This window comes from Leuconostoc citreum, assembly GCF_007954785.1.
GTDB classification, from domain to species: Bacteria; Bacillota; Bacilli; order Lactobacillales; family Lactobacillaceae; genus Leuconostoc; species Leuconostoc citreum.
In genome coordinates this window covers 1,554,505-1,579,588 of sequence record NZ_CP042410.1, presented here as the reverse complement: position 1 = coordinate 1,579,588, position 25,084 = coordinate 1,554,505, and the positions used below count along the sequence as shown (strand labels likewise).

Annotated in this window: 24 protein-coding genes, 2 tRNA genes and 1 riboswitch; of the genes, 22 read left to right on the top strand and 4 right to left on the bottom strand. The window is 39.8% G+C overall.

Translation table 11 applies throughout. The annotated features are described in order from the left end of the window. Positions 1-14 precede the first annotated feature (14 nt). The 4 genes from FGL72_RS07840 to FGL72_RS07825 all read left to right on the top strand — a co-directional run bounded on the left by FGL72_RS07840 (position 15) and on the right by FGL72_RS07825 (position 3,914). Positions 15-1,118, top strand: a complete 1,104-nt coding sequence (locus tag FGL72_RS07840; RefSeq protein ID WP_146992891.1) for a GGDEF domain-containing protein — start codon at positions 15-17, stop codon at positions 1,116-1,118. A gap of 233 nt (positions 1,119-1,351) precedes the next feature. Then, a complete protein-coding gene (locus FGL72_RS07835; RefSeq protein ID WP_085699375.1) occupies positions 1,352-2,032 on the top strand; it encodes an EAL domain-containing protein in 681 nt (226 codons plus the stop codon). Between the two features lie 27 nt (positions 2,033-2,059). Further along, entirely contained in the window at positions 2,060-3,343 is a 1,284-nt protein-coding gene (locus FGL72_RS07830) for a chloride channel protein (protein ID WP_085699373.1), read from the top strand. A 172-nt stretch (positions 3,344-3,515) separates the two neighbouring features. Then, positions 3,516-3,914, top strand: a complete 399-nt coding sequence (locus FGL72_RS07825; protein WP_004899628.1) for a helix-turn-helix transcriptional regulator — start codon at positions 3,516-3,518, stop codon at positions 3,912-3,914. A gap of 34 nt (positions 3,915-3,948) precedes the next feature. Here the strand turns inward: FGL72_RS07825 and FGL72_RS07820 are convergent, their stop codons facing one another. Continuing rightward, positions 3,949-4,281: a VOC family protein gene (locus tag FGL72_RS07820; RefSeq protein ID WP_040189756.1), complete on the bottom strand. Its 333-nt coding sequence runs from the start codon at positions 4,279-4,281 to the stop codon at positions 3,949-3,951. A gap of 100 nt (positions 4,282-4,381) precedes the next feature. Between FGL72_RS07820 and FGL72_RS07815 the strand changes: the two genes are divergently transcribed. The 18 genes from FGL72_RS07815 to FGL72_RS07730 all read left to right on the top strand — a co-directional run bounded on the left by FGL72_RS07815 (position 4,382) and on the right by FGL72_RS07730 (position 22,395). Beyond that, positions 4,382-5,938 carry an ABC-F family ATP-binding cassette domain-containing protein gene (locus tag FGL72_RS07815; protein ID WP_004899624.1) on the top strand — a complete coding sequence of 519 codons (1,557 nt, stop codon included), beginning with the start codon at positions 4,382-4,384 and terminating at the stop codon, positions 5,936-5,938. A gap of 159 nt (positions 5,939-6,097) precedes the next feature. Continuing rightward, the gene (locus tag FGL72_RS07810; RefSeq protein WP_085699369.1) at positions 6,098-6,577 is read left to right on the top strand and encodes an isopentenyl transferase family protein; all 480 of its coding nucleotides are present in this window, start codon (positions 6,098-6,100) and stop codon (positions 6,575-6,577) included. 14 nt (positions 6,578-6,591) lie between these two features. Further along, positions 6,592-6,759, top strand: a riboswitch (Lysine riboswitch). Between the two features lie 78 nt (positions 6,760-6,837). Further along, positions 6,838-7,950 (top strand): alanine racemase, encoded by a 1,113-nt coding sequence (gene alr, locus FGL72_RS07805; RefSeq protein ID WP_004899619.1) that lies wholly within the window; start codon positions 6,838-6,840, stop codon positions 7,948-7,950. 34 nt (positions 7,951-7,984) lie between these two features. Further along, entirely contained in the window at positions 7,985-9,082 is a 1,098-nt protein-coding gene (locus FGL72_RS07800) for an aspartate-semialdehyde dehydrogenase (RefSeq protein ID WP_085699367.1), read from the top strand. Positions 9,083-9,099: 17 nt separating this feature from the next. Then, positions 9,100-10,044: a YdcF family protein gene (locus FGL72_RS07795; protein ID WP_085699365.1), complete on the top strand. Its 945-nt coding sequence runs from the start codon at positions 9,100-9,102 to the stop codon at positions 10,042-10,044. A gap of 235 nt (positions 10,045-10,279) precedes the next feature. Beyond that, positions 10,280-11,017: an amino acid ABC transporter ATP-binding protein gene (locus FGL72_RS07790; RefSeq protein WP_004899615.1), complete on the top strand. Its 738-nt coding sequence runs from the start codon at positions 10,280-10,282 to the stop codon at positions 11,015-11,017. A gap of 47 nt (positions 11,018-11,064) precedes the next feature. Then, positions 11,065-11,931, top strand: coding sequence for a transporter substrate-binding domain-containing protein (locus FGL72_RS07785; protein WP_004899609.1), 867 nt, complete (start codon positions 11,065-11,067; stop codon positions 11,929-11,931). Next, complete coding sequence (locus tag FGL72_RS07780; protein WP_004899607.1) at positions 11,931-12,572, top strand: amino acid ABC transporter permease; 642 nt, start codon at positions 11,931-11,933, stop codon at positions 12,570-12,572. The genes FGL72_RS07785 and FGL72_RS07780 overlap by 1 nt, the downstream gene beginning before the upstream one ends. A 9-nt stretch (positions 12,573-12,581) precedes the next feature. Further along, positions 12,582-13,241, top strand: coding sequence for an amino acid ABC transporter permease (locus tag FGL72_RS07775; protein WP_004899606.1), 660 nt, complete (start codon positions 12,582-12,584; stop codon positions 13,239-13,241). A gap of 187 nt (positions 13,242-13,428) precedes the next feature. Continuing rightward, a complete protein-coding gene (locus tag FGL72_RS07770; RefSeq protein ID WP_085699363.1) occupies positions 13,429-15,063 on the top strand; it encodes a peptide ABC transporter substrate-binding protein in 1,635 nt (544 codons plus the stop codon). Positions 15,064-15,149: 86 nt separating this feature from the next. Next, on the top strand, positions 15,150-16,064 hold the full coding sequence (locus tag FGL72_RS07765) for an ABC transporter permease (protein WP_085699361.1): 915 nt from the start codon (positions 15,150-15,152) through the stop codon (positions 16,062-16,064). A gap of 11 nt (positions 16,065-16,075) precedes the next feature. Next, positions 16,076-17,107 carry an ABC transporter permease gene (locus FGL72_RS07760; RefSeq protein WP_012305021.1) on the top strand — a complete coding sequence of 344 codons (1,032 nt, stop codon included), beginning with the start codon at positions 16,076-16,078 and terminating at the stop codon, positions 17,105-17,107. 13 nt (positions 17,108-17,120) lie between these two features. Beyond that, positions 17,121-18,173, top strand: coding sequence for an ABC transporter ATP-binding protein (locus FGL72_RS07755; RefSeq protein WP_004899600.1), 1,053 nt, complete (start codon positions 17,121-17,123; stop codon positions 18,171-18,173). Positions 18,174-18,175: 2 nt separating this feature from the next. After that, on the top strand, positions 18,176-19,111 hold the full coding sequence (locus tag FGL72_RS07750; RefSeq protein ID WP_085699359.1) for an ABC transporter ATP-binding protein: 936 nt from the start codon (positions 18,176-18,178) through the stop codon (positions 19,109-19,111). Positions 19,112-19,235: 124 nt separating this feature from the next. After that, the gene (locus tag FGL72_RS07745; protein ID WP_085699357.1) at positions 19,236-21,128 is read left to right on the top strand and encodes a M13-type metalloendopeptidase; all 1,893 of its coding nucleotides are present in this window, start codon (positions 19,236-19,238) and stop codon (positions 21,126-21,128) included. Positions 21,129-21,253: 125 nt separating this feature from the next. Beyond that, positions 21,254-22,147 (top strand): sulfite exporter TauE/SafE family protein, encoded by an 894-nt coding sequence (locus tag FGL72_RS07740; protein ID WP_085699356.1) that lies wholly within the window; start codon positions 21,254-21,256, stop codon positions 22,145-22,147. Positions 22,148-22,201: 54 nt separating this feature from the next. Beyond that, positions 22,202-22,284, top strand: a tRNA-Tyr gene (locus FGL72_RS07735). Positions 22,285-22,323: 39 nt separating this feature from the next. Beyond that, positions 22,324-22,395, top strand: a tRNA-Gln gene (locus FGL72_RS07730). 34 nt (positions 22,396-22,429) lie between these two features. On the opposite strand, the gene FGL72_RS07725 is transcribed toward FGL72_RS07730, so the two are convergent. The 3 genes from FGL72_RS07725 to FGL72_RS07715 form a co-directional block, all read right to left on the bottom strand. Further along, positions 22,430-23,863 (bottom strand): aspartate ammonia-lyase, encoded by a 1,434-nt coding sequence (locus FGL72_RS07725; protein ID WP_004904519.1) that lies wholly within the window; start codon positions 23,861-23,863, stop codon positions 22,430-22,432. 169 nt (positions 23,864-24,032) lie between these two features. Further along, positions 24,033-24,716: a ribose-5-phosphate isomerase RpiA gene (gene rpiA, locus FGL72_RS07720; protein WP_004899594.1), complete on the bottom strand. Its 684-nt coding sequence runs from the start codon at positions 24,714-24,716 to the stop codon at positions 24,033-24,035. Further along, positions 24,713-24,994 carry a GNAT family N-acetyltransferase gene (locus tag FGL72_RS07715; protein WP_004904518.1) on the bottom strand — a complete coding sequence of 94 codons (282 nt, stop codon included), beginning with the start codon at positions 24,992-24,994 and terminating at the stop codon, positions 24,713-24,715. The genes rpiA and FGL72_RS07715 overlap by 4 nt, the downstream gene beginning before the upstream one ends. Between the last annotated feature and the right edge of the window lie 90 nt (positions 24,995-25,084).

Below are 25,084 nucleotides of genomic sequence, written 5' to 3'. Positions count from 1 at the left end.
TTTTGGGAGGACCTATGTGGACGGTAATAATTAGTACCTTGATATTATCGACAATGGTTATTGGCTTAGGCATCAAACTATTGACAATTTTAAATTTTCTGGAGAAACCTAATACGATTGTTTGGCAATTGATTACGGTTGTGGTGTTTTTGCCATCAATATATAGCTTATTATCTGTCTCTAAACTAGTATTTGGTAATATCTACTTATATTATTTACTCACTATTTTGGTGTTTTATTATATCAGTCCAGCCATTGGTCGTCTATATTTTGTCTTAACACCTATTGTCATCATACTGTATTTGGATATGATTCTAAAAACGCCGGTACCTATTGAAATACCTTTGTTAGTGTTTGCCAGTGGCTTTTTAAATTATGGTGCGACGTGGCTGATTAGTTTTATTAAAAAGCCACCACTTATTAAAGTGAGTTTAGCTGCGGTGGTAATGTTAGCCCTAGAAAGGTTGTTTGGTTATTTTTTACCGGCATATGGCTTGCATACGACACAAGGTATAATCATTGCTACCATGTCAGCAATTGTTTTTATAATTGCAGTTGATCGTTTTAATCGCTCATTGATTGCGCGCAAGGCAGATGTTGATGACTTGAAGTTACAGGCAAATAAGGATGAATTAACGCAATTTTATAACTTATATCATTTAAATAAAGATTTTAGTTCTCATCAGCTGAATCGACAAACGTTAGCAATTGCAGTGATTGATTTAGATTATTTCAAAATAGTGAATGATCAATATGGTCATAGTATGGGGAACCAAGTTTTGGTGACTTTTTCTCAACATCTACATCAATGTTTAAAGCTTGAGCTAGGGGAAGATAATTTTGAGCTGTATCGGTATGGTGGCGAAGAGTTTGTCGTAACAATTAAGACATTGAAAGAGAAGAGCATGGTAGCGCTCTTTGATATGTTGCAGACTTCAATCAGCAATGTTGATATTGCATCACTTGATCAAAAACTTAGTTTTTCGGCCGGGATTGCTTACTTGGCAAATCATGATTTCGATCCAGTTAAAACCTTTGATATTGCGGATAAATTACTATATGTTGCGAAAACTTCTGGTCGAGAACAAACACGGATTGAAGTCGAAAATATCTTATAATGGTTGGACAATTGATAGGGAATTAAAATTCATCGTATAAATAATGGCTAGTTGGTATATAATCTAAAAGTATTCAATAATTGAAAAATAGATGTATTTTAGCAATAATACATGTTTCACTTATTTGTCATTTGGTGGTTGGATGTTTTAAAGCAACGTAAAGCGCATACGCGCGAAGACAAATAGTACATGCAGCACACAATAACCTTCCCAATTGAAAGGCGATGCGTTTTATGGAAAATAAACTTTATTTTACGACACAACCCGTTGTGGTGCTAGATGATTATCGCCAGTTTAAAGTTGGATTTTATGAGCTTTTATTGCGTGATAGCACGACGAACCGTTTCCCAGGACAGGCTTTTTTTGATGCGATTTCTGAAGAAGATGGTAACGAAGAGTTCTTAGATTTTTCAGAGCAACAAATCAGAGTTGTAATGCAGCAGCATGATAACAGTGATATATCAATTAATCTCGAGACGATCCAACTAGGATACGAGAGAACTTATCGCTTTTTGGAAGATGTGAAAGATATTGCCAATCACGTCATACTAGAAATTACGGAGCGTGAGTATAGTGGTCAGGATCATGCGCTGATACAGTTTATTCGTTATGCTAAGCGGCAAGGATTCCGTATTTTATTGGATGATGTTGATACGCATAAGCATATTAACAGTTGCGTCATGAGCCGCTTAGGTATTGATGGGGTTAAATTTTCACATCAAATGGTCCAGCAGTTGCCATTCCAAGAAGTTAAACAGCGACTAGAACAGTTTCAAGAAGAGCATCAAGATGATGATGTAGTGATGATTGTTGAGGGTGTGAATGATCAACGACAATTAGAAAAATTATTTGATGTTGGCATTAGCTATCAACAAGGCTTCTTTTTTAGCCCACCAAACAATTTGGGCAGATAATCAATTAAGAAATGAGGCATCTCAAGGATGAGATTCAATTTATTACGAGAGAATGAAGAGAGACCAAATTGGCAACAACCAGAAAATATTGTCCTGGCGTTATCGACAATTTTTTTAGGGGTTATTGTAGGTTTTAGTTCATTGTTACTGTCATTGTTGTTAGAAGTAGTAGAACATTTTTTTCTTCATTATGAAGAAACAGCAAAAATACCAGCACCGATTAATACGTTACCAATAGATCGCTTAATTTCTGTGGTAATCGGGGGTGTTATTGCGGCTCTGATTTGGTGGGGGTTAAGAACAAAAACAGTCCCAACTGTTAGTATCAAAAAAGCTTTGTCCGGTGAACGAATGCCTTTTTGGCAGACAACCTTACATGTCATGACACAAATTTTTTATGTTGGGACTGGGGGATCAATTGGTCGTGAATTAGCGCCGCGAGAAGCGGGCGCACTTTTAGCACAAAAGTGGGAAAATCTGTTAGAAAAATGGCATTTCCCGAAACTTTCAGCAGATGATCGCCGACTTTTAATGACTGCTGCTGCTGGTGCAGGTTTTGCCGGTATATACATTTCACCCATTACGGGGATGTTTTTCTCTGTTGAGGTGTTGTTAAAAAAAATGACATTGCGTACTGTTGGTGTGAGTTTAACCATGTCAACCATTGCAATGCTAATTGGTTCACTTGTTAAAGGTTTTCAGCCGTATTATATATTACATGATATGACGTTTACCCTAACTAGTTTTATTTTTATTTTGATTTTAGCGCCCTTGACTGGTTTAGCCGGTGGTTTTTTCCGTCGTTTTTTTCAGTGGGCTGAAAAAAATCAGACTAAATCAAAAAGTATTTTGTGGCAGTTACCAGCCATAGCGCTCATGACTGGCTTGGTTGCCTATTTTTTTCCTGAAATCATGGGAAATGGCCGATCGTTGGCGCAATTCGCAATTAATAGTCAACAAATGCATCTGGTTGTGGTACTTGTGTGTGGCGCATTATTGAAAGTAATCATTACTGTGTTAACTATTCGAGCTGGTGCTGCTGGGGGTACGTTAACACCATCAATTGCAGTAGGCAGTGCCTTGGGTGCTGTGTTAGTACTACTTCTCAGTTTTTTTTTACCGGGTGTTTCGGTGGGACAAGGCGCTATTTTAGGCGCAGGTACGTTATTGGCAGCTTCTCAGCAAGCGCCTTTTATGGCAATGTTCATGTTAATTGAGATTACCCATTTAAATTATTCAGCATTATTGCCTTTGGCTTTGGGAATTATCATATCAAGCGCAGTGTCTAGGAAAGTGCTGTCTAAATCATGACGCAACTGGGTGAAAGATTGATATAACAATATCTATACTTATCTTTAAACGTAATAGCAACTAATCTGTGCGCACAGTTTAGTTGCTAATTGCGTTTTTTTGATTATTTATTGCTAGTTTTTTGAGATTGAATAGCTGATAATAAAGATAACAAAAGGAAATGAGAGGTGAGATGATGACGATTCTATTGCCGACACAATTAAAAAGAATGCGCACAGAACGTGGTTTATCACAAGAGGATATTGCTAATCAACTATTTGTCTCTCGGCAAGCAATTTCTAGATGGGAATCCGGTGATGCCACACCGGATTTAACAAATTTAGTGAAATTAGCTGAGATTTTAGAGACATCATTAGATTCTTTGGTACTTGGTACGGTTCAACAAGAAGAGACAGCAGTTGATGTAGATAAAATCGACAAACACGAGTTTATGTTTGACCCAAGAACTGGTAAATATATACGGCGACGTATGAATTTCTGGCAATTTTTGGCGAGTTATTGGTGGATTTTCTTGATTTTGGGTGGTTTTCTAAGTAGTTTACTATTGGATATGTTAAAACTATTGAAATAAAAAAGAAGTGATAGTCAAAGACTACACTTCTTTTTTATAGGTTTGCTTCAAGCGTGATTATATTATTTTCAGAGTCTTTGATTTTAAAGGCAACTTTTTGTCCAAAACGTTGTGCTGGCGTACCAATAATATCAACAAAATTATTACGTAAATGTTTACGTAATTCATCTGCATGATCACGCACAAGTAATTCAAGGTTGGCAGTGGGTTCACCGACCACAAAGATAATATCCTCGCCGTCCAACATTAAATGACGACCACTTTGATGACCAGATTGTGGTAAATCAAAAACATCACGCCAAAAGCGATAGGCACGATTGATATCAGTTGCTGGAATTGTTTTAATGTTTAATTTACGTGGTTTCATAATACTTATAAGTATAGCGGAATCGTGTTAATTTTCAACTGATGTTAAATAACAAAGGATCCATTACCACAGACATATAATTTATGGTAAACTTAAACTTATGGCATTATTAGAAGTAAGTGGCCTTTCAATGGCCTACGCAGAAAAAACTTTATACGAAGACGCAGCCTTCGAATTACAACAGAATGAACATATGGGCATTGTTGGACAAAATGGGGCGGGTAAGTCAACACTTATCAAAATCATTACAGGCCAAGAACTACCATTGTCTGGTAAGATTGAATGGCAAAAGGGTCTGAAAATTGGTTATTTGGATCAATATGCAGAAATACCAGATGGGATGAATTTGGTAGCTTTTTTGCATACTGCTTACCAAGACTTATATGACAAGCAGGATCGCATCACTGCGCTTTACAATGAGTACGCTGAATCCATGAATGACAAATTGTTGACGCGTGCAGGTCGTATGCAAGAAGAACTCGACGCCGCAGGATTTTATGATGTTGATACGCAGATTGAACGCGTTATTTCTGGTCTTGGGTTGGAGGCCATTGGTCGGGACCGAGAACTCGAGCAAATGTCTGGCGGACAACGTGCAAAAGTGATTTTGGCTAAGTTGTTATTAGAAAACGATGATGTCATCATTCTTGATGAGCCAACCAACTATCTGGATGTGGCACATATTACCTGGCTGGAAGATTTCTTGCAGACATATGAAGGCGCTGCTTTAATTATCTCGCACGATTTTGACTTTCTGGATAAAGTAACTAACGCAATTATTGATTTGTCCTTTGGAAAAATCACCAAGTACCGTGGCTCATTTAAAAAGGCGATGCGCCAAAAAGAGGAGCGCGCAGAGCAACAATTACGCCAGTATGAAAAACAGCAGGGTGAAATTGAAAAGGCGCAGAAGTTTATTGCTAAAAACAAAGCGCGTGCGTCAACGTCCAAACAAGCTAAGTCACGAGAAAAGATGTTGGCACGAATGGATAAAATCGATCCACCATCAGAGACGTTGCAAGCGAAGTTTAATTTTCCTTATGTCAATTCGCAATCAGCTAATGCATTAACCGTTAGTGATCTATCTGTTGGTTATGTGACACCTGTTCTAGAGCCGGTTACCTTCTCCATTACGACCGGCCAAAAAATTGTTTTCAAGGGTTTCAATGGTGCTGGTAAATCAACATTAATTAAATCCATTTTGGGTGTTATTCCAGCATTACATGGTGAAGCAGAGTTTTCACCATCTGCTATTGTTAACTACTTTGATCAAGATTTAGAATGGGATAACGATGCTAAAACGCCACTGCAAGAGATGCAAGATCGCTTCCCAACTTTAGAACCCAAAGCACTGCGTACACGTCTTGCTGCGGCTGGTATTAATGCAGAAAATGCACAAAAACCATTACAACAACTATCTGGTGGTGAACAAACAAAGGTTAAATTGGCAATTATGGAGATGAAACCAAGTAACTTCTTAATTCTTGATGAACCAACAAACCACTTAGACGAAGGAACAAAAAACGCCTTGCGCTCAGCTATTGATAAATTTCCGGGAAATGTTATTATTGTTTCCCACGAAGTCAGCTTTACTAAAGGCTTTGGTGATCGCGAATTAAACGTCGCTGCGTTATCCTTTAAGAACGAAACGGATTAAGATAAGTAAGTATATCCATCAGCAATGGTTAATTGGTGGTGCAGTTATAATAAAAGGTTGGGAAAGGCTACTAATAAAGCAGTTCTCGGCCTTTTTATTACGAGCAGTTAGAATCTGTCTATCAGGGAACCGGAATTGTGAGATAGTGTGGCATTTTTTATGAAGATTAGAATTATTGGTCCAGTTGGGAGTGGTAAAACCACCTTTGCCAATGCATTAAGTAAGCAAACAGGCATCCCTGTTACTGCGTTGGATACGTTAAATTGGCATCGAATGGTAACTGGGGATGTTCATAAAACGCCAGCTGAAAGACAAACAGAATTAAATCATGTCGTACGCCAAAACCATTGGATTATTGAAGGCACTCAATACCGTCATGGGCAAGCCGTGTTTGGCGCAGCTGATATTATTTATGTCTTGGATGTGCCATTGTGGCTGAATATTTTTCGGCTTATTACGCGTTGGCTAGATACCCGCATGAATCATGGTCCCAGACAATACCAACAGATATGGCCTTATGTCAAGTGGCTCAAACAGTGGTATCGATACGATAAATTGGCTGTTTTGGCATTGTTAACCCCTTACCGTGATAAAGTGAAGATAGTAAAAGCATTTGACAAAATAAAAACATTAGAATAAAATAAAAACAATGAGAAAATCATAGAGGTTGCCATAGACATGAGTCGCACGTGGAGTATTGATAGATACAATGAAACGTGTCAAAGGGAATATGGCCGAAGCGCTGATACTATCATATCAGTTAGCTGGGGTACTAGTTAATAGCTATTACACTGTCGCATATGCGGGGTGCTATGACGGAAACGAGTTTTTAGTGTAATCCGTGACTGCTATCCCCCAGCAGAAGCGGATTTTTATTTTATGAGAAAAGAGTGTGAATCATGGTAGAGGCGATTACGCGTCCGACGCAAATTGAAATATCTCAAAAAGCTTTAAAAAACAATGTCGCTGTTGTCAAACGTGTTTCGGGTGCAGAAAAAATTTTCTTAGCCGTTAAATCAAATGCCTATGGGTTAGGTTTAATTCCAACAGCTAAAGCAGCAGTTGCTGGTGGTGTGTATGGTTTAGCTGTTGCAATTATTGACGAAGCACTAGCACTGCGCCACGAACGCATCACTGCACCAATACTAATTTTGGGTATTTCACCCGCCGAATATGCTGAACTAATGGCAGTGCAACATATTATGGCAACTGTTGTCTCACTTGATTGGTTACAAGAAGCAGCACAGTATCTCACCGGTGAACAGCGATTACATGTTTCCTTAGGTGTCGATACAGGGATGGGGAGAATTGGTTTTAGAGACCGACAATCATTGTCTGAGGCAATTGACTATGTGCAGGCTCATCGAGATATATTTGATTATGTGGGACTGGCCACACATTTTGCCGAATCAGATTCGGCTGATACAGACTATTTTAATATGCAACTTCAGCGTTGGCATAAGTTGACAGATGGTTTACCAGAACCAGAATATTATCACGTCGCCAACTCTGGTGCAGCAATGTATCATGCTAATGAAGTACCACATGAAGTTATTCGTGTTGGAACCGTACTGTATGGTGTCGAACCATCAAGAGGTGAATTGTGGGATGGCCGAGAACTGGCGCCAGTGATGGCGTTGCGTAGTGAAATGAACTTTGTGAAAGAATTACCAGCCGGCGAAGGTATTAGTTATTCACACAAGTACACCACCTCTGAAAATGAATGGATTGGGACTGTCCCAATTGGCTATGGTGATGGCTGGTTACGCAAAATGACTGGTTTTCATGTCATTGTTGATGGGCAATATGCGCCGATTGTTGGGCAAGTTGCAATGGATCAATTGATGATTCGTTTACCACATGAGTATCCAGTTGGTACAAAAGTAACATTAATTGGAAAAGATGGTGGGTTAGAAAACACAATTGAAGATGTCGCACAGCATGCAGATCTGGCACCGTGGGAAATCATGACCGGAATGCAAGATCGGTTACATCGTATTTTAGTAGACTAGATGAGAGAAACACAACCTGGGAGGGAATGGTAAGATGGTAGCGCGTGAGTATAATGTAGCAATATTAGGGGCAACAGGGGCTGTTGGGACACGCTTAATTGCCCAGCTGGCAGAATCAAAGGTACCGGTTAAGCATTTGAAATTATTAGCTTCACCTCGGTCGGCTGGTAAGAAATTACTGTTCAAGGGCGAAGCATTAACCGTGGAAGCCACAACGCCAGAAAGTTTTAATGATGTTGATTTAGTTTTAGCTTCAGGTGGTGGTGCAGTATCACATCAATTTGCACCAGAAGCAGTTAAGCGTGGTGCAGTTGTGGTTGATAATTCAAGTTACTGGCGTATGCATGATGATGTGCCCTTAGTGGTGCCAGAAGTTAATGAGGCAGCACTGAACAATCATCACGGAATTATTGCTAATCCAAACTGTTCGACGACTCAAATGGTTGTTGCTTTGGAACCTATTCGTCGTGCTTATGGCTTACGCCGTGTCATCGTATCAACCTATCAGGCGGCTTCTGGTGCCGGACAATCGGCTTTGGAAGAACTTAAAACACAAACAGATGCCTATAATCGTGGTGAAGAGATGGTTGCAAACATTTTACCGGTTAAAGGTGCGGCAAAGCATTATCCATTAGCATATAATCTTTTGCCACAAATTGATGTTTTTGAAGCAGATGGCTATACTCATGAAGAATGGAAGATGATTCATGAAACAAAAAAGATTATGTTTGGGGATAAGAATTCCAAAGCTGTCAAAGTGACTGGAACAGCTGTACGTGTACCAGTGCCAATTGGTCACGGTGAGACGGTCTACTTTGAAACTGATGATCATGCTGGTGCAACAACTGAAGGTATTCAAAAGGCGATTAGTCAAGCTGCCGGCGTCGTGTTAGAAGATGACCCAAAATCGCAACTTTATCCACAACCAATTCATGCTGAAGGTAAGCGTGAAACCTTTGTTGGCCGTGTAAGGCCAGATTTAGAAAGTGATGATGCTTTTCATATGTGGGTTGTTTCAGATAATTTATTAAAAGGTGCTGCTTGGAATACAGTCCAAATTGCAGAACGATTAGTTGCTTTGGACCTAGTCCGTGTGCCTAAAAATGCAATAAACAGATTTGAAACGCTTTAAAATGATACAATAGCCCTATGGAAGCCATCGTTTATTTTATTTTTATCGTATTATTAATTGGTGGATTATACTACCAAATTAGAGAAAACCCCGCAACGATGACAGTCGGCACGTACGGGGTTTTTATTGTTCTGTTCTTAAGTCTAGGCGTTTTGTACTTCGGTCAATTCGATCGTTTGGTGTGGTATCGATTTGGTAGTTGTGTAGGGGCCCTTGCGGTTATTTTTGGTCTTTTATTATTATTCAGCATGAGTTGGTATAGTTGGAAAAAATCGCGTGACTATCTGACTTTTATGGCTGCTAGTATTTATACGGTAGCGCTCATCGTCACGAGTTATTGGCAGGTCATGAGATGGACGTTAGCCTGGTTATTATTTTATTTTGTTTGGCAATTTATGCGTTTTTTGATCAGTAGTTTAGTCTACAGTGTTGTGACAAAAGCACCAAAGCAAGGGCCGATAGTTGTTTTAGGTGGCGGTTTGGTTGACGGTTATAAGATTGGAAAGATTGTTGATGCAAGAATTCGTGCGGCGGTAACTGATGCAAAATTGATGTCGATATATCCAATAATAATTTTTTCCGGCGGACAGGGTGAAGATGAGTTGGTGAGCGAAGCAAAAGCGATGCGCGATTGGGCTGTTTTAACCTACCAAGTACCTATCTCAAAAACACGTTTAGAAGATAAGTCACGTAACACATATCAAAATATCAAATACAGTAATCAGCTATTGAAAAATCAAGCGTTCACCTTTTATACCAGTGATTATCACGTTTTCCGGGCAGTATTGCTTGCGCAAAAACAAAATGTACAAGCACAAGGTCGCGGTGGTGATGTGGTATGGCGTTACCGAATGACAGCATTTCTACGAGAATTTGCAGGGGTAATGAGCCTTAACAAGTGGCGTCACCTTTGTTTGGCTAGCGCATGGATTTTGATAGCTTGGCTCATTAATTATTTATGATATTGGGGTGGGTCAGATTAACAAACGATTTTTGATGTTAAAAAACTCACATTGTAATGTCATGTTTTCTACCATACTCTTGGTCTAAATGCCTTAAAACGGGTATAATGAGAGTTAGAGCAAGAATAGGATAGATATGCTGTAAAACTGGTCGTAGCGTTTTGGTGTGCTATCTTTTTGTTGTTAAACCGTGTGCTGCTAATGGCGCACCGACGAGAATAAGGAGAATCTACTCATGTCAATGATTGAATTCAAGAATGTCGAAAAGTACTACGGTAATTTTCACGCATTAAAAAACATCAATTTAAAAATTGATGAAGGTGAGACGGTTGTTTTAATTGGACCATCTGGATCTGGAAAATCAACACTGATTCGCACGGTGAATGGCTTAGAAGAAATTCAAGAAGGGCAATTACTGGTTAATGGTTTTGACTTACACGATCCCAAGACTGATATGAATCGTATCCGTAAAAATGTTGGCATGGTTTTTCAGCATTTTAATTTATACAATAATAAATCAACGATTGAGAATGTCATGTTAGCACCACGTTTGGTCTTGAAGCGTGATGAGGCTGAAAATAAGCGTGAAGCAATGGCGCTACTTGAAAAAGTTGGTTTAGCAGATAAAGCTGCCAATATGCCTTCTGAACTATCTGGTGGTCAAAAGCAACGTGCAGCAATTGCACGCTCACTAGCTATGAAGCCTAAAGCGTTATTGTTTGATGAACCAACGTCAGCGTTGGATCCTGAAATGATAGGTGATGTTTTAGACGTCATGCGAGATATTGCTAAAGACTCTTCGATGACAATGCTTGTCGTGACTCACGAAATGAGCTTTGCTAAGGCAGTTGCCGACCGTGTTATCTTCATGGCAGATGGGGAAATTTTGGAGGATAGTTCAACTAAAGAATTCTTTGAAAATCCTAAGGAAGAACGTGCAAAGCAATTCTTGAGTCAAGTTGCTGATCATTAAAAGTAGAGGAGGGGACGTTTAGTGTTCATCTAAACGTGTAACTTATTATGGAAAAAGCTAAAAAAAGACAATTTGGTATTATCGCAACAATTGTTTTAGCTGCCGTTATTGTCCTCGGTTTAATGTGGGCAACAGCCACAGCTAAGCAAAACGAAGCGCATCAAGATACGTTAGCTCGTGTTGAAAAACTTGGTCGTATTGTATGGGGTGTTAAAGCTGATACAAAGTTATTTGGTCTAATGAACACCAAGACAGGCAAACCAGAAGGCTTTGATATTGATATTGCGAAAGCATTAACAGTACAAATATCTAAGCAAACCGGCGTGCCAATGTCTGCAGAATTCGTACCGGTGTCTGCCTCGTCGAAAATGCAATTGATTAAGAACACCAATATTGATGGTTCTGTGTCAACAATGACAATTACACCTGAGCGTGAGAAAATCATTGATTTTACGAACCAATATTTCGATGCGGGACAATCAATTCTGGTTAAAAAAGATTCTGGCATCAATTCTGTTAAGGATATGAATGATAGCAAATATACAATCATTGTCGTGGTCGGCACAACAGCCGCAACAGAAATTGCCAAGTTTGCGCCAAAAGCTAAGGTGTTAGCTGTTCAGGATTATGCGACTGGCATGCAGGCGCTCAAGAGTGGACAAGGACAAGCGATGTCAACAGATAATGCGATTTTATACGGGTTCGCAACAGAAAACCCTGACTACCATATAGCTGGTGGCACATTCACGCATGGACCTTATGGTATTGCTTTTGATAACAATCAAAAGCCGATGATTCGCGAAGCAAACAAGGCATTAGCCAAAATTAAGGAAAATGGTGTCTATAATCAACTCGTTAAAAAATGGTTCAGTGATGTGCCAGGGCTTGATTGGCACAGTTTGGAGGCGAAGTAATGGCATTATTACAAAATAATTTTCCAACATTTATGCAAGGGTTCGGATACACATTACTATCTAGCTTAATTGCCTTGGTCGGATCTATGATTTTAGGCACAGCTTTTGCCATTATGCAAATTGTGCCTAAAAAGTGGGTGCGCAAGGTAGGGAATGTCTATGTGCAAGTATTTCGTAATATTCCGTTGTTGATTATTACATTTTTCTTCTTTCTTGTCGTATCAAAATACGTTAAAATGAGCGGCTTTATGTCGGGAACAATTGCATTGATGCTTTATACATCTGCGTTCATTGCCGAGACAGTTCGTGCAGGCATTTTATCAATTGACGGTGGGCAAATGGAAGGCGCCCGTGCAAATGGTTTGTCTTTTGCGCAAGCTATGCAGTACATTATTTTGCCACAAGCGTTCCGAGTGGCTTTACCATCACTAGGCAACCAATTTATTAATTTAGTCAAAAATTCATCGATACTAGCTTTCGTAGGTGGTCTGGATTTAATGTATCAAGGTAATATGATTGCCGCTAATACATTTGAAACTTTTAGTACTTATATCATTGTTGGTATTTTATACTTAATTATTACACTACCACTAAGCTATTACATGCAACATCTTGAGCGTAAGCTCAAGCACGCGGCGTAAGGAGGAATTATGGTTACATTAGGAATTTTTAGCGCCTTCACACCACAGAATGTCATGTACTTGTTAGGTGGACTTGGAATTACTGTTGGTGTGTCGATTATATCTGTTATTTTAAGTTTAATTTTCGGGTCTGTTGTTGGTATCATCCAATTTGAGCGATTGCCTTATTTCTCTAAATTCGTTGGGACGATTAACAATGTTATTCGAAACTTGCCGTTGCTACTAATTATTTTCTTTGTCTACTTTGCTTTACCAAAAATAGGTATTCACTTACCAATCTTTTGGGCAACTGTTGTGGCTATGAGTACTTTTGAATCTGCCATGTTAGCTGAAATTGTTCGTGGTGGACTAGAGTCAATTGATATTGGCCAGTTTGAAGGTGCCCGTGCTAACGGATTAAGTAATATGCAAACAATGATTTATATTATTCTGCCACAAGCCTACAAAAAGATGATTCCACCAATCATTTCACAACTCATTTCACTGGTGAAAGATACAAGTTTGGCAATGGGAATCGTGCTGGCTGAGATGACATATCGTAGTCAAATTATCTATGCACAAAATTCAACCTACATTATTCCTGTATTAGTGGCAATCACGCTAGTCTACTTTGTCTTGAATTATGGTTTGTCGCTAATTGCCAGATGGGCTGATCATAAGTTAGCATAAAGTGGTATTTAGTCCGTAATAATGGACTAAATATTATGTTAATAATCTAATAAAAACGTGTTAAATACTTATTATTTCAAAAAAATAACAAATAATTAGTTGTATATGAGAATTACACATGGTATACTAATATCTGTTAATCAAGAAGCTTAAAATAACACAATTATATCTCGGGAGGATATATGCTATGGAAACATGGAAAAAGGTAGCCATTGGTGCAGCAGCAGTAGTCGTTGTCGGTGCCGGTACACGTGCTGCAGGCCTCTGGGGCGGTTCAGCAAATGGTGGCAAAAATTTGTCATTCCAATTGCCAACACCAATTCAGACATTGGATATTTCTAAGAATACTGACACTTATTCAGGTACAATTATTGGTAACTCAGGTGCTAACTTGATGCGTGTTGATTCAAAAGGGAAGCCACAACTAGAATTGGCCAAATCTGTTAAAGCATCGAAAGATGGTATGACATATACAGTTGTTTTGAAAGATGGATTGAAGTGGTCTGACGGTTCAAAGTTGACAGCTCAAGACATTGTCTATACGTGGCAGCGTATTGTTAATCCAAAGACAGCTTCTCAATATGCCTATTTGGCTTCTGGTGTAAAGAATGCTGATCAAATTTCTGCCGGTAAAGCAGCTGTTAATACATTAGGTGTTACTGCAAAAGGTAATACAATCACGTTCCAATTAGAGCGACCATTACCACAATTTGAGTATTTGTTAACATTTACTAACTTCATGCCACAAAAAGAGAGTTATGTTGATAAGCAAGGCAAGAAGTATGCTACTAATTCTGATACAACACTCTATTCTGGCCCATATAAAGTACAAGGTTGGAATGGTACGAACAACACATTCAAAATGGTGAAAAATGATAATTATTGGGATGCCAAGAATGTTAAAACAAAAGAAATTGATGTTCAAGTCGTTCAAAAGCCTGATACTGCTGTGCAATTATATAAGCAGGGCAAAATTGACCGTGTTTCAATAGCAAATACACCGGAATTATATAAGGCAAATAAAAATAATAAAGATGCTGTAAAGGCGCCAGAGGCAACAACGGCATTCTTAGAATATAATCAAACAGGAAAAAACAAATTCCTGTCTAATGCTAAGATTCGTGAAGCCTTGAATCTGGCTACTAACCGAAAAGAATTAACAGATCAAGTGACATCTGGTATTTCTACACCGGCAAGTGGGCTAGTACCGGAAGACTTAGCTAAAACTTCTTCTGGTGGAGATTTAGCTAAATATGTTGCACCAGGTTATACTTTCGACGCTAAGAAAGCAGCCGATTTGTTTAAAGAAGGTTTACAAGAGTTGGGCGAAAAGAGTGCTAGTTTGACAATTACTTCTGATGCTGACAGTCCAGCAGCAAAATCAACATTAGACTATCTTCAAGGTTCTTGGGAGAAAGCATTGCCAGGTTTGAAAATAAACGAAAAACTGGTACCATTCCAACAGCGTATCAAAGATTCTCAAACACAAAATTTTGATGTTGTAGTAACGCTTTGGGGTGGTGATTATCCTGAAGGTTCAACTTACTATGATTTGTTCAAGGATGGTGCTTCATATAATAATGGCCAGTTCAAGAACGATACTTACACAAGTGCTGTAAAGAAGGCCGAAACAACTGATGTTCTTGACCAATCAGCACGTGATAAGGACTACAAAGCCGCTGAAGCCGCTTTGTTTAAGGATAGCAACATTAACCCGCTGTATTTCCGCTCAGGATACTCATTGCAGAATCCTAAGGTTACAGGGATGGTTATTAATACGACTGGTTTGAATCAAGACTGGAAGTTGGCAGTGAAGAAGTAAACACTGTTATAATTAATTATATTGAATGGATAAATAAGGATTGACGTCAGTTAATTCTTATTTTGTTAATTATAGGAAGTCATATTATGTGGAAATACATTTTAAAAAGACTAGTGTTGATGATTTTCACACTGTTTTTAGTTATTACAGCGACGTTCTTCTTAATGCAAATTATGCCAGGAACACCGTTTAACAACCCCAAATTGACACCCGAAGCATTGGCACAGTTGAAAACCACTTATGGGTTAGACTTACCACTTTGGCAACAATATTTGAATTATCTTGTTGGTGCAGCTCATGGTGATTTTGGCATTTCATTCCAATATCAAAACCAACCTGTTAGCATGCTAATTGGCCAGCGGTTACCTGTATCTGCTCAGTTAGGGGCACAAGCCTTGGTTGTAGGTGTTATTGTTGGTTTGTTTATGGGTGCTATTTCTGCTCGTAATAAGAACAACAAAATTGATGGCGTATCTGGTATTTTATCAACGCTGGGGATTTCTGTACCAAGTTTTATTTTGGGTATTATTCTTGTGTATTTGTTTGGCTTTAAGTGGCCATTGTTCCCAGTTTCTGGCTGGGGTACATTCTCGCAGACAATATTACCAACATTAGCTTTAGCTGCCAGCCCAGCGGCAGTGACAACGAGATTTGTTCGTTCGGAAATGATTGAGTCGCTCGGTTCAGACTATGTACAATTAGCCAAGGCTAAAGGGCTAAGTGATAAAGAAATTGTTAATAAACACGCTTATCGCAACTCAATGATTCCTGTTTTGACTTTGATTGGACCGATGGCAGCGGCTTTGCTAACTGGTTCAACATTGATTGAACAAATTTTTTCCATCCCAGGTATTGGTCAGCAATTTGTGCTGTCAATTCCGTCAAAGGATTTTCCGGTAATTATGGGAACAACGATTGTCTATGCTGCAATGTTAATGGTAATGATTCTGATTACAGATATTTTAACAGCAATTGTTGATCCACGTGTTCGTTTGCAATAAGGAGGCTTATGATGGCAGCAAATACTGAAGATTTTGTCATCGTTGGCGCACAAAGCTCTGATGCCAACGAACATATCGCAAAGCCGGCTCTGTCGTTTTGGCAAGATGCTTGGCGTAGACTAAAGCTTAACAAGCTAGCGGTCATTTCAATGTGGTTTTTAATTTTTATTATGGCGTTTGCAGTGGTATCTAATATTTTAGTACCGCAAAAAGCGGCTAATTCATTTAACTCTGATAAAGTTGGCGTTTATAAGAACTTACCACCAAATTCAGGATTACCTATTCCAGGTTGGGATGGGAAAATCAAGGCACCAGGAGACAATTCAGCAACTGATGTCTACGCCTCACAAGGCGTACCAGACGGCAAGAAATTTATTTTGGGTACGGATAACATTGGTCGATCAGTTGCAAAACGTGTGATTGTTGGCCTGCGCATTTCATTGTTAGTTGCGATTGTCGCTACGCTGATTGACTTATTAATTGGCGTTGCTTATGGCGTCTTTTCCGGTTGGAAAGGTGGTTGGATTGATAATGTCATGCAACGTATTATCGAAATTCTATCATCTATCCCAAACTTGATTATTGTCACAATGCTTGGGTTACTACTTGGCAGTGGTGTCCTGTCTATTATTTTAGCGATTGCTATGACTGGCTGGCTAAGTATGGCGCGACAGGTTCGTAACATGACATTATCATTGAAGGAACGTGACTATGTGTTAGCCGCAAAATCACTGGGTGAAAGTTCAACAAAAATTGCTATTAAACACCTTATTCCGAATATGGCTGGGACAATTATTGTTCAAGTCATGATGACTGTGCCGAATGCTATTATGTTTGAAGCTGTGTTGTCTGCCATTAACTTGGGGGTTAAGCCACCAACGGCCTCATTGGGTTCATTGATTGCTGATGCGCAAGCAATGTTACAATTCTATCCTTATCAAATATTAATTCCTGCCGTCATGTTGGTTTTGATTTCGCTAGCGTTCATTCTATTAGGTGATGGGCTACGCGATGCATTTGACCCACGTGCGAGTGAAGATTAAGAGGTGTGCAAATATGTTAAATAATCCAATTTTAAAAGTTGAAAATTTGCACGTTAACTTCAATACCTATGCTGGTACAGTGCAAGCGATTCGGGATGTCTCTTTTGATTTAAATAAAGGCGAGACGTTGGCGATTGTTGGTGAATCCGGTTCGGGCAAATCAGTCACAACAAAAACACTTATGGGCTTAAATGCTAAAAACGCTGCTATTCCTGATAATTCACGTTTGTTGTTTAAAGATCGTAATTTGTTGGACTTAACGGAAAATGAGTGGCAATCAGTTCGTGGTAATGAGATTGCAATGATTTTTCAGGACCCTATGACAAGTCTAGATCCAACGATGAAAATTGGCATGCAAATTGCTGAGCCGTTAATTAAACATCGTCAGATGAAAAAAGAAGATGCTTTAGCGCGTGCGCTGGAACTGATGAAAGGTGTTGGGATTCCCAATGCTGAAGAGCATATTAACGATTATCCACATCAATGGTCTGGTGGCATGCGTCAGCGTGCTGTTGTGGCCATTGCCTTAGCAGCAGACCCTGAAATTTTAATTGCTGATGAACCAACAACAGCGCTTGATGTAACAATCCAAGCACAAATTTTAAATTTGATGAAACAGCTGCAAGAAGAAACTGCCAGTTCAATTATTTTTATCACCCATGATTTGGGTGTTGTTGCTGGTATGGCCGACCGTGTTGCGGTGATGTATGCCGGCAAAATTGTTGAGTATGGCACGGTTGATGAAATATTTTTTAATCCACAGCATCCTTATACATGGGGATTGTTAAATTCAATGCCGACAACAGATACAGAAGTTGGGTCATTGGAAGCTATTCCTGGGACACCGCCAGATTTATTAGAGCCACCAAAAGGTGATGCTTTTGCCTCGCGTAACGTTTATGCATTAGCGATTGATTCAAAAGAAGAACCACCATTCTTTAAGGTGAGTGACACGCATTATGCGGCGACTTGGTTACTTGATGAAAGAGCACCTAAAGTCACACCGCCTGAAAAAATCCAAAAACGTTGGGCACATTGGCAAGAAATTCAAGGACAGGAGGCTTAATTATGACTGAAGGAACACCAAAAAAGTTAGTTGAGCTGAAAGATTTACAATTATATTTTAATAAGGGTAAGTCTAACGAAGTTCGTGCGATTGACCATGTTAGTTTTGACATTTATGAAGGCGAAGTGTTTGGTTTAGTTGGCGAATCTGGTTCTGGAAAGACAACAATTGGCCGGACAATACTTAAGTTGTACGAACCCACAGCTGGTGATATTTTGTTTGAAGGCAAAGATGTTACGCACCTTAAAGGCAGGCGACTATCTGAGTTTCGTAAAAATGCACAAATGATTTTTCAGGATCCCCAAGCCAGTCTAAACGGTCGAATGAAGGTGCGAGATATCATAGCAGAGGGTATTGATATCAATAAATTAGCTGAGTCAAAAGCTGATCGCAATCAAAAAGTGCAACAGTTACTTGACCTTGTCGGGTTGAATAAAGATCATGCGACGCGTTATCCACACGAGTTTTCTGGTGGGCAACGTCAACGTATTGGTATTGCACGTGCTTTGGCTGTTGATCCAAAGTTTATTATTGCAGATGAGCCTATTTCGGCACTTGATGTATCTATTCAGGCGCAGGTTGTTAATTTGATGAAAGAATTACAGCAACGACACTCACTGACGTATTTGTTTATCGCGCATGATTTGTCGATGGTGAAATATATTTCTGACCGTATTGGTGTAATGCATTGGGGTAAATTATTAGAGATTGGTTCTGCTGATGCTGTCTATAATCACCCACTACATCCTTATACAAAGAGTCTGTTATCTGCCATCCCCGTACCTGATCCAGAAGTGGAAAAGGCACGACAGCATGTCGACTATGATACGAGTGTTGAAACTGATGGTAAGAAAAGAGACATGATTGAAGTTAATCCAGGTCATTTTGTTTTGGCAACACCAGAAGAAGCTGCTACCTACAAAGCGGCGCAGCGATGATTGAAAAAGCTATAACATCCTTTTAAACGGTAAAGTTATGGCTTTTTATGGTGCAGTGGATTTGTGATAAATGCGTTAACAACGTGTATGATTATAATTAACTATTAAATAAAGGTGGTAAAGTATGGTGAAGTTGCAAGATGATTTTTATGAAGCAGTAAACGGGGAATGGGAAAAACAAGCTGTTATTCCCAATGATAAGCCACGTACGGGCGGCTTTAGTGATCTATCCGATGATATTGAAAAATGGTTGGTGTCGACAACAAAAAAATGGCAGCAAGGCAAGGCATTACCAGAATCACCGATATTAAAGCAATTTATTGCCTATCACCACCTCGCGACAGATTTTGTTACACGTGATGCATTAGGTGTAGCGCCGGTTAAAAAATTATTAGAGCAATATCAGCGATATACGTCCTTTTCAGATTTTGCCGAGCATATTGTGACTTTAGAACAACAAGGCTTACCAAATGCGTTACCTTTTGCGGTTGAACCTGATTTTAAAGATGCACGTACGAATGTTTTATGGGCCGGCGCTTTTGATTTAGTGTTGCCTGATACAACCTATTATGAAGCTGGCCATGAGCAAGGCCAAGCGCTTTTAAAGCAATTTCGTGAGGCGCAGGAAGCATTATTACCCAAGTTTGGTTTCTCAGAGGATGAAGTGCAGGACTTGATCACACGCTATTTAGCGTTAGATGCCAAGGCGGCGGCTGTTGTGCTTAGCCAAGAAGCTGGTCACGAATACGCGAAATTATACCACCCTTATAAATGGTCTGAATTCACAGCACTTGCACCTGAATTGCCATTAGATGAAATTATCATTGCCTTAGTCGGTCAAAAGCCAGATAAAATTATTGTTCCTGAAGAGCGTTTTTGGGCTGCGGCACCACAATTTTACTCGGAGGCAGCTTGGCCATTGTTGCAAGCTTATCTCATTGTGACTGTTGCAAACCAGTTTACAGCTTATTTGTCAGATGAGGTACGGGTGCTTGGTGGTCAGTATCAGCGTGCTCTGACGGGTCTGCCTGAAGCGATGGTTGCGGAAAAAGCCGCTTTTTACTTGGCGGCGCAGCCATTTAATCAAGCGATTGGCTATTATTACGCGCAACAACAGTTTTCTCCTGAAGCTAAAGCGGATGTCGAGGCGAAAGTGGCCACGATGATTAATGTCTTCAAACAGCGTTTGGAAACAAATGACTGGCTTAATGAGACAACAAAGAAAAAAGCAGTTATCAAGTTAGATACTATTGTGCCACACATTGGCTATCCAGAGCAGTTGCCTGCACGTTTAGCAAAGAAAATTGTCGACCCCGACGCTACGCTATTTGAGACAGCACTAAAGTTTAGACAAATAGAAGTAGCGTATCAGTGGTCTAAGTGGCAGCAACCGGTCGATCGTAGTGAATGGCATATGCCTGCGCACTTAGTGAATGCTTATTATGATCCGCAGCAGAATCAAATCGTCTTTCCAGCGGCTATTCTTCAAGCGCCATTTTATGATCTCTCGCAATCATCTTCAGCCAATTATGGTGGTATTGGTGCAGTGATTGCACATGAGATATCACACGCGTTTGATACTAATGGTGCAGCATTTGATGAGTTCGGTAGTCTTAATAACTGGTGGACTGATGCGGATTTTAAGGCGTTTAAACAACGAACAGATCAAGTCGTGGCACAATTTGATGGTTTAGAATCGTATGGTGCCAAGGTTAATGGTAAGCTGACTGTGTCGGAAAATGTGGCTGATTTAGGTGGCTTAGCCGCTGCATTAGCTGCTGCTAAATTAGATGATGACTTTTCAGCGCGTGCCTTCTTTGAAAGTTGGGCAACCATCTGGCGTATGAAAGCACGACCAGAATATATGCAATTATTGGCGGCATCTGACCCACATGGGCCGGCAAAATTAAGAGTTAATGTCCAAGTTAAGAATTTTGATGAGTTCTTTAACACGTTTGGCGTAATAGCTACAGATAAGATGTGGTTAGACCCATCATTGCGTGTGCAAATTTGGTAATGATAATAAACGCCTCACAACAAATACGCTGTGAGGCGTTTGATTTTGACATACAAAAATACGACGTTAGGTGCCAAATTCTGATACAATAGTGTGTATTGATTTTCTGGGAGTAATCACGTCTTATGCATGAAAAAGCAGTTGTTTTATTTATTCAGATTTTGTTAGTCGTAGTAATGATATTAATGGTTGTTATCGTTGCCCGTACGTATCTTATGCGTAAAAAACCAATATTTGAACGTTTCGGTTTAGGAATGCTTATTGGTTTTTTCACTGACTTTGGTGACACGCTAGGGATTGGCTCATTTGCCACCACAACAGCCGCATTTCGTGCGACGCATTTTGTCCAAGATGATCGGCAATTACCGGGCACACTAAATGCGATGCATGCCTTTCCCGTGATGGTAGAAGCTTTATTCTTTATTACTGCGGTCAAGGTGGAATTAACCACGTTAATTCCAATGACAACAGCTGCTGTTATAGGCGCTTACGTTGGAACGCACGTGACAAAAAATTGGCATGCACCGACTGTGCAGCGGGTGATGGCAGGGGCACTATTTATAGCCGTTGTGATTATGATTATTCGTATGATTACGACACCAGGTTCAAGCAATGCCATGAGCGTTCACGGGCTACATGGGTGGTGGTTGATCTTAGGCATTGTGTTTAATTTAGGCATTGGTGTTTTGATGACTATGGGGCTAGGTAACTATGCACCAGAATTGATTTTTTTCTCGTTGATGGGTGTTAATCCGGCGATTGCTTTTCCAGTCATGATGTTAGATGCTGCTTTAATTATGCCAACCACTGCTTGGAATGTCATTAAAATGGATCGTATATCTTGGCGCGGCTTTGCTGGTGTGGCAATTGGTGGCGTTCTTGGTGTCTTGGTTGCAGCTAAATTCTTTACTAGTCTAGATACAGATTTACTCAAAAAATTAATTATTATTGTGTCACTTTGGACAGTCTTTGGGTTATTACGTGATTCTTTCAAAAAAAATTGGAAAAAAGCCCATTAAAAGGGTTGCCAAGGTCTCAAAAATTTGGTATTATAATATAGTTGTTTGAGATATGGGAGTGTAGCGAAGTCTGGCTAAACGCGACGGACTGTAACTCCGTTCCTTCGGGTTCGTAGGTTCGAATCCTACCGCTCCCATAGCCGATTTAATAGTTAACGGCTAAAAAGATTAACTATTGCCCCTTCGCCAAGTGGTAAGGCATCGGTTTTTGGTACCGACATGCGCTGGTTCGAATCCAGCAGGGGCAATCAAAAAAAGCAGTCACATTGTGACTGCTTTTTTCTAACTATTTTTTTGTTCTGGCGCGTGTAATACGAGACCATGTTCCGGCGTGCGTGCGTTAATGACAATATCTTCGACTTTGAAGATATGTGCCAGTTCTTCTGGTGTAAAGCAATTTTTCTTTTCGGCAATTTGTCGTAAAGACTTGCCTGTTCGAAGCGATTCTTTGGCCATTTTTGCTGCCAATTGGTAGCCAACGATTGGTGCCATAGCTGTGGCAAAGCTGACTGATAAATCAATGTCCTGTGCTAATCTATTTTTGTTGCTAGTAATACCATCAATGGCATTAATTCGTAAGGTCGCCATGGCGGCTGTTAAATGTTCGATGCCGGTGAAAAGTGATTTGAACACAATGGGTTCAAATGCATTTAACTCAAGTTGTCCGGCCTCAGCTGCAGCCGTGACTGTTGCATCAAAGCCGAAGTATTCAAAGGCAACTTGATTGACGACTTCAGGAATCACGGGATTGACTTTGCCAGGCATAATCGAGGAACCTGCTTGCTTTGCAGGTAAGTTAATTTCTAAAAGGCCAGATCTTGGCCCAGAGCTCAACAACCGTAAATCATTTGCTATCTTAGAAAGGTTAACTGCTAAAGTTTTTAAAGCCCCTGAGAGTGCCACAAAACTATCTAAGTTTTGTGTGGCATCAAATAAGTCATGCGCTTGCTTTAAGGGGAGTTTAGTAATTCCTGCTAAATTTGGCACAATATGTACTTGGTAATGATAGCTGACATTAATGCCAGAGCCAATAGCTGAACCGCCCATATTCAAATAATAAAGACTATCACGCGCAGATTGAATACGCAGACTGTCGCGCAATAACGGTTTTAACCAAGCATGGAAACTGTTACCTAATGTCATTGGGACGGCATCCTGTAATTGTGTCCGGCCCATTTTGTAAGTCGTAGAAAATTCATCGGCCTTATTGCCCAAGGCATCAATGAGTTGGGTTAATTCATTTAAGAGTGGCGCTAATAAGCGGATAAGTGCAATTTTCCCTGCACTTGGGTAAGTGTCATTGGTGCTTTGTCCCATGTTCACATGGTCATTTGGATGAATGAATTGATAATCACCACGTTGACGACCAACTTTTTCAAGGGCTAAGTTAGCAATGACTTCATTAACGTTCATGTTAGTAGAGGTACCAGCGCCACCTTGAATATCACTGATGGGGAACATGGTTGTGTCAATAGGCTGATTGAGTAATATTTTAGTGGCACTGACAATGTGTTTGGCCACCGAACGGTTGAGATTACCAGACGTTGCATTTGTTTGTGCGGCAGCTTGTTTGATTTCAATGAAAGCACGAATAAGTTCAGGATGCGTTGACGCTTTAGAAATAGGAAAATTATTTAAAGCCCTTTGGGTATGGATACCATAATAGGTGGTTTGCGGGATATTGAGTTGTCCCAGGGAATCTGATTCAATGCGCATGGTTATCTCCTTAATAACATATCTATACGCATATTTTAGCGCTAATTAAATGTAGACCAATTAAACATGTTATCTATTATGACATGATAAAAAGCTATTATATAAGGTTTAGTTGTTAAAATAGCTAATCATACCAAAAAAGCAATGAAACATAGTTCATTGCTTCGTATTATTTAACATCAATTACTTTTGCTGTTTGTGAATCTGTGCCAATAATGACACGGTTAACGACATCAGTGAACAGGCCATGCTCGACAACACCGACCATCTTGATGAGTTCATCCCCCAAATCACGAGGATTATCAATCATTGGTAAATGTAAATCAATTAAAAAATTAGCTGAATCAGTTCTTACAGGATTACCGTTTTGGTCTAAACGCCATGTTGGGTGAAAACCATCTGCTTGAAAACGCTTAAACAGTTGGTTAGCGCCATATGGGATTACTTCAACAGGTAGATATTGGTTCAGTTTAGTGACACGTTTTGTTTCATCAACAACCCAAATATTTTGTCGTGAGTTGAAGGCGACGATTTTTTCCCATAATAATGCAGCGCCACCGCCCTTAATGGCTGAAAAGTCATCGGCAATTTGATCAGCACCATCAATAGTTAAATCGATTTTATCAATATCATCGACATTGTACATGGGAATTCCCAGTTGTGCTGCATTGCGGCGTGTTTTTTCAGAAGTCGCTACGCCAACAATGTTAAGTTGTTCTTGCGCGACACGTTCACCAAGTGCTTCGATGACATGGGCAATGGTTGAGCCAGACCCAATCCCGACAACCATGCCATTTTGAACAAATTCAGCGGCGCGACGACCAGCAATAATTTTTTGTAACGCTTGGCTCATGGTTTGTACTCAATCTCCTGATACTTATCCGGGTTTCTATAAAAAGCTTGACGAGCATATGAGCAAACGGGGTGTACTGTCATATGCTTTTCACGTGCCTCATCAACGACAGCATCTACTAGTTGTGCTGCCACGCCTTGACCACGTAGTGACGGATCAACAATTGTTGAATTGATGGCATAGGTTTGGCCATCGTTAATTGTTGTATAGCTAATTTCGGCTAAGGTTTTGTCGTTCTCTTTTAAAAAGTAACGACCGGGTTCATGTTGGAATTTCATCACTTTCTCCATTCTGCATATCATGTAAGACTACAACAATAGGTTACTTTATTATACCGCAGGCATAGCTATATTTGATATGCTATCAGG

Bases quoted from the DNA above. Each gene is read 5' to 3' on its own strand.
- FGL72_RS07840 (WP_146992891.1), top strand. From the start codon at position 15: ATGTGGACGGTAATAATTAGTACCTTGATATTATCGACAATGGTTATT.
- FGL72_RS07835 (WP_085699375.1), top strand. From the start codon at position 1,352: ATGGAAAATAAACTTTATTTTACGACACAACCCGTTGTGGTGCTAGAT.
- FGL72_RS07830 (WP_085699373.1), top strand. From the start codon at position 2,060: ATGAGATTCAATTTATTACGAGAGAATGAAGAGAGACCAAATTGGCAA.
- FGL72_RS07825 (WP_004899628.1), top strand. From the start codon at position 3,516: ATGATGACGATTCTATTGCCGACACAATTAAAAAGAATGCGCACAGAA.
- FGL72_RS07820 (WP_040189756.1), bottom strand. From the start codon at position 4,281: ATGAAACCACGTAAATTAAACATTAAAACAATTCCAGCAACTGATATC.
- FGL72_RS07815 (WP_004899624.1), top strand. From the start codon at position 4,382: ATGGCATTATTAGAAGTAAGTGGCCTTTCAATGGCCTACGCAGAAAAA.
- FGL72_RS07810 (WP_085699369.1), top strand. From the start codon at position 6,098: ATGAAGATTAGAATTATTGGTCCAGTTGGGAGTGGTAAAACCACCTTT.
- alr (WP_004899619.1), top strand. From the start codon at position 6,838: ATGGTAGAGGCGATTACGCGTCCGACGCAAATTGAAATATCTCAAAAA.
- FGL72_RS07800 (WP_085699367.1), top strand. From the start codon at position 7,985: ATGGTAGCGCGTGAGTATAATGTAGCAATATTAGGGGCAACAGGGGCT.
- FGL72_RS07795 (WP_085699365.1), top strand. From the start codon at position 9,100: ATGGAAGCCATCGTTTATTTTATTTTTATCGTATTATTAATTGGTGGA.
- FGL72_RS07790 (WP_004899615.1), top strand. From the start codon at position 10,280: ATGTCAATGATTGAATTCAAGAATGTCGAAAAGTACTACGGTAATTTT.
- FGL72_RS07785 (WP_004899609.1), top strand. From the start codon at position 11,065: ATGGAAAAAGCTAAAAAAAGACAATTTGGTATTATCGCAACAATTGTT.
- FGL72_RS07780 (WP_004899607.1), top strand. From the start codon at position 11,931: ATGGCATTATTACAAAATAATTTTCCAACATTTATGCAAGGGTTCGGA.
- FGL72_RS07775 (WP_004899606.1), top strand. From the start codon at position 12,582: ATGGTTACATTAGGAATTTTTAGCGCCTTCACACCACAGAATGTCATG.
- FGL72_RS07770 (WP_085699363.1), top strand. From the start codon at position 13,429: ATGGAAACATGGAAAAAGGTAGCCATTGGTGCAGCAGCAGTAGTCGTT.
- FGL72_RS07765 (WP_085699361.1), top strand. From the start codon at position 15,150: ATGTGGAAATACATTTTAAAAAGACTAGTGTTGATGATTTTCACACTG.
- FGL72_RS07760 (WP_012305021.1), top strand. From the start codon at position 16,076: ATGGCAGCAAATACTGAAGATTTTGTCATCGTTGGCGCACAAAGCTCT.
- FGL72_RS07755 (WP_004899600.1), top strand. From the start codon at position 17,121: ATGTTAAATAATCCAATTTTAAAAGTTGAAAATTTGCACGTTAACTTC.
- FGL72_RS07750 (WP_085699359.1), top strand. From the start codon at position 18,176: ATGACTGAAGGAACACCAAAAAAGTTAGTTGAGCTGAAAGATTTACAA.
- FGL72_RS07745 (WP_085699357.1), top strand. From the start codon at position 19,236: ATGGTGAAGTTGCAAGATGATTTTTATGAAGCAGTAAACGGGGAATGG.
- FGL72_RS07740 (WP_085699356.1), top strand. From the start codon at position 21,254: ATGCATGAAAAAGCAGTTGTTTTATTTATTCAGATTTTGTTAGTCGTA.
- FGL72_RS07725 (WP_004904519.1), bottom strand. From the start codon at position 23,863: ATGCGCATTGAATCAGATTCCCTGGGACAACTCAATATCCCGCAAACC.
- rpiA (WP_004899594.1), bottom strand. From the start codon at position 24,716: ATGAGCCAAGCGTTACAAAAAATTATTGCTGGTCGTCGCGCCGCTGAA.
- FGL72_RS07715 (WP_004904518.1), bottom strand. From the start codon at position 24,994: ATGAAATTCCAACATGAACCCGGTCGTTACTTTTTAAAAGAGAACGAC.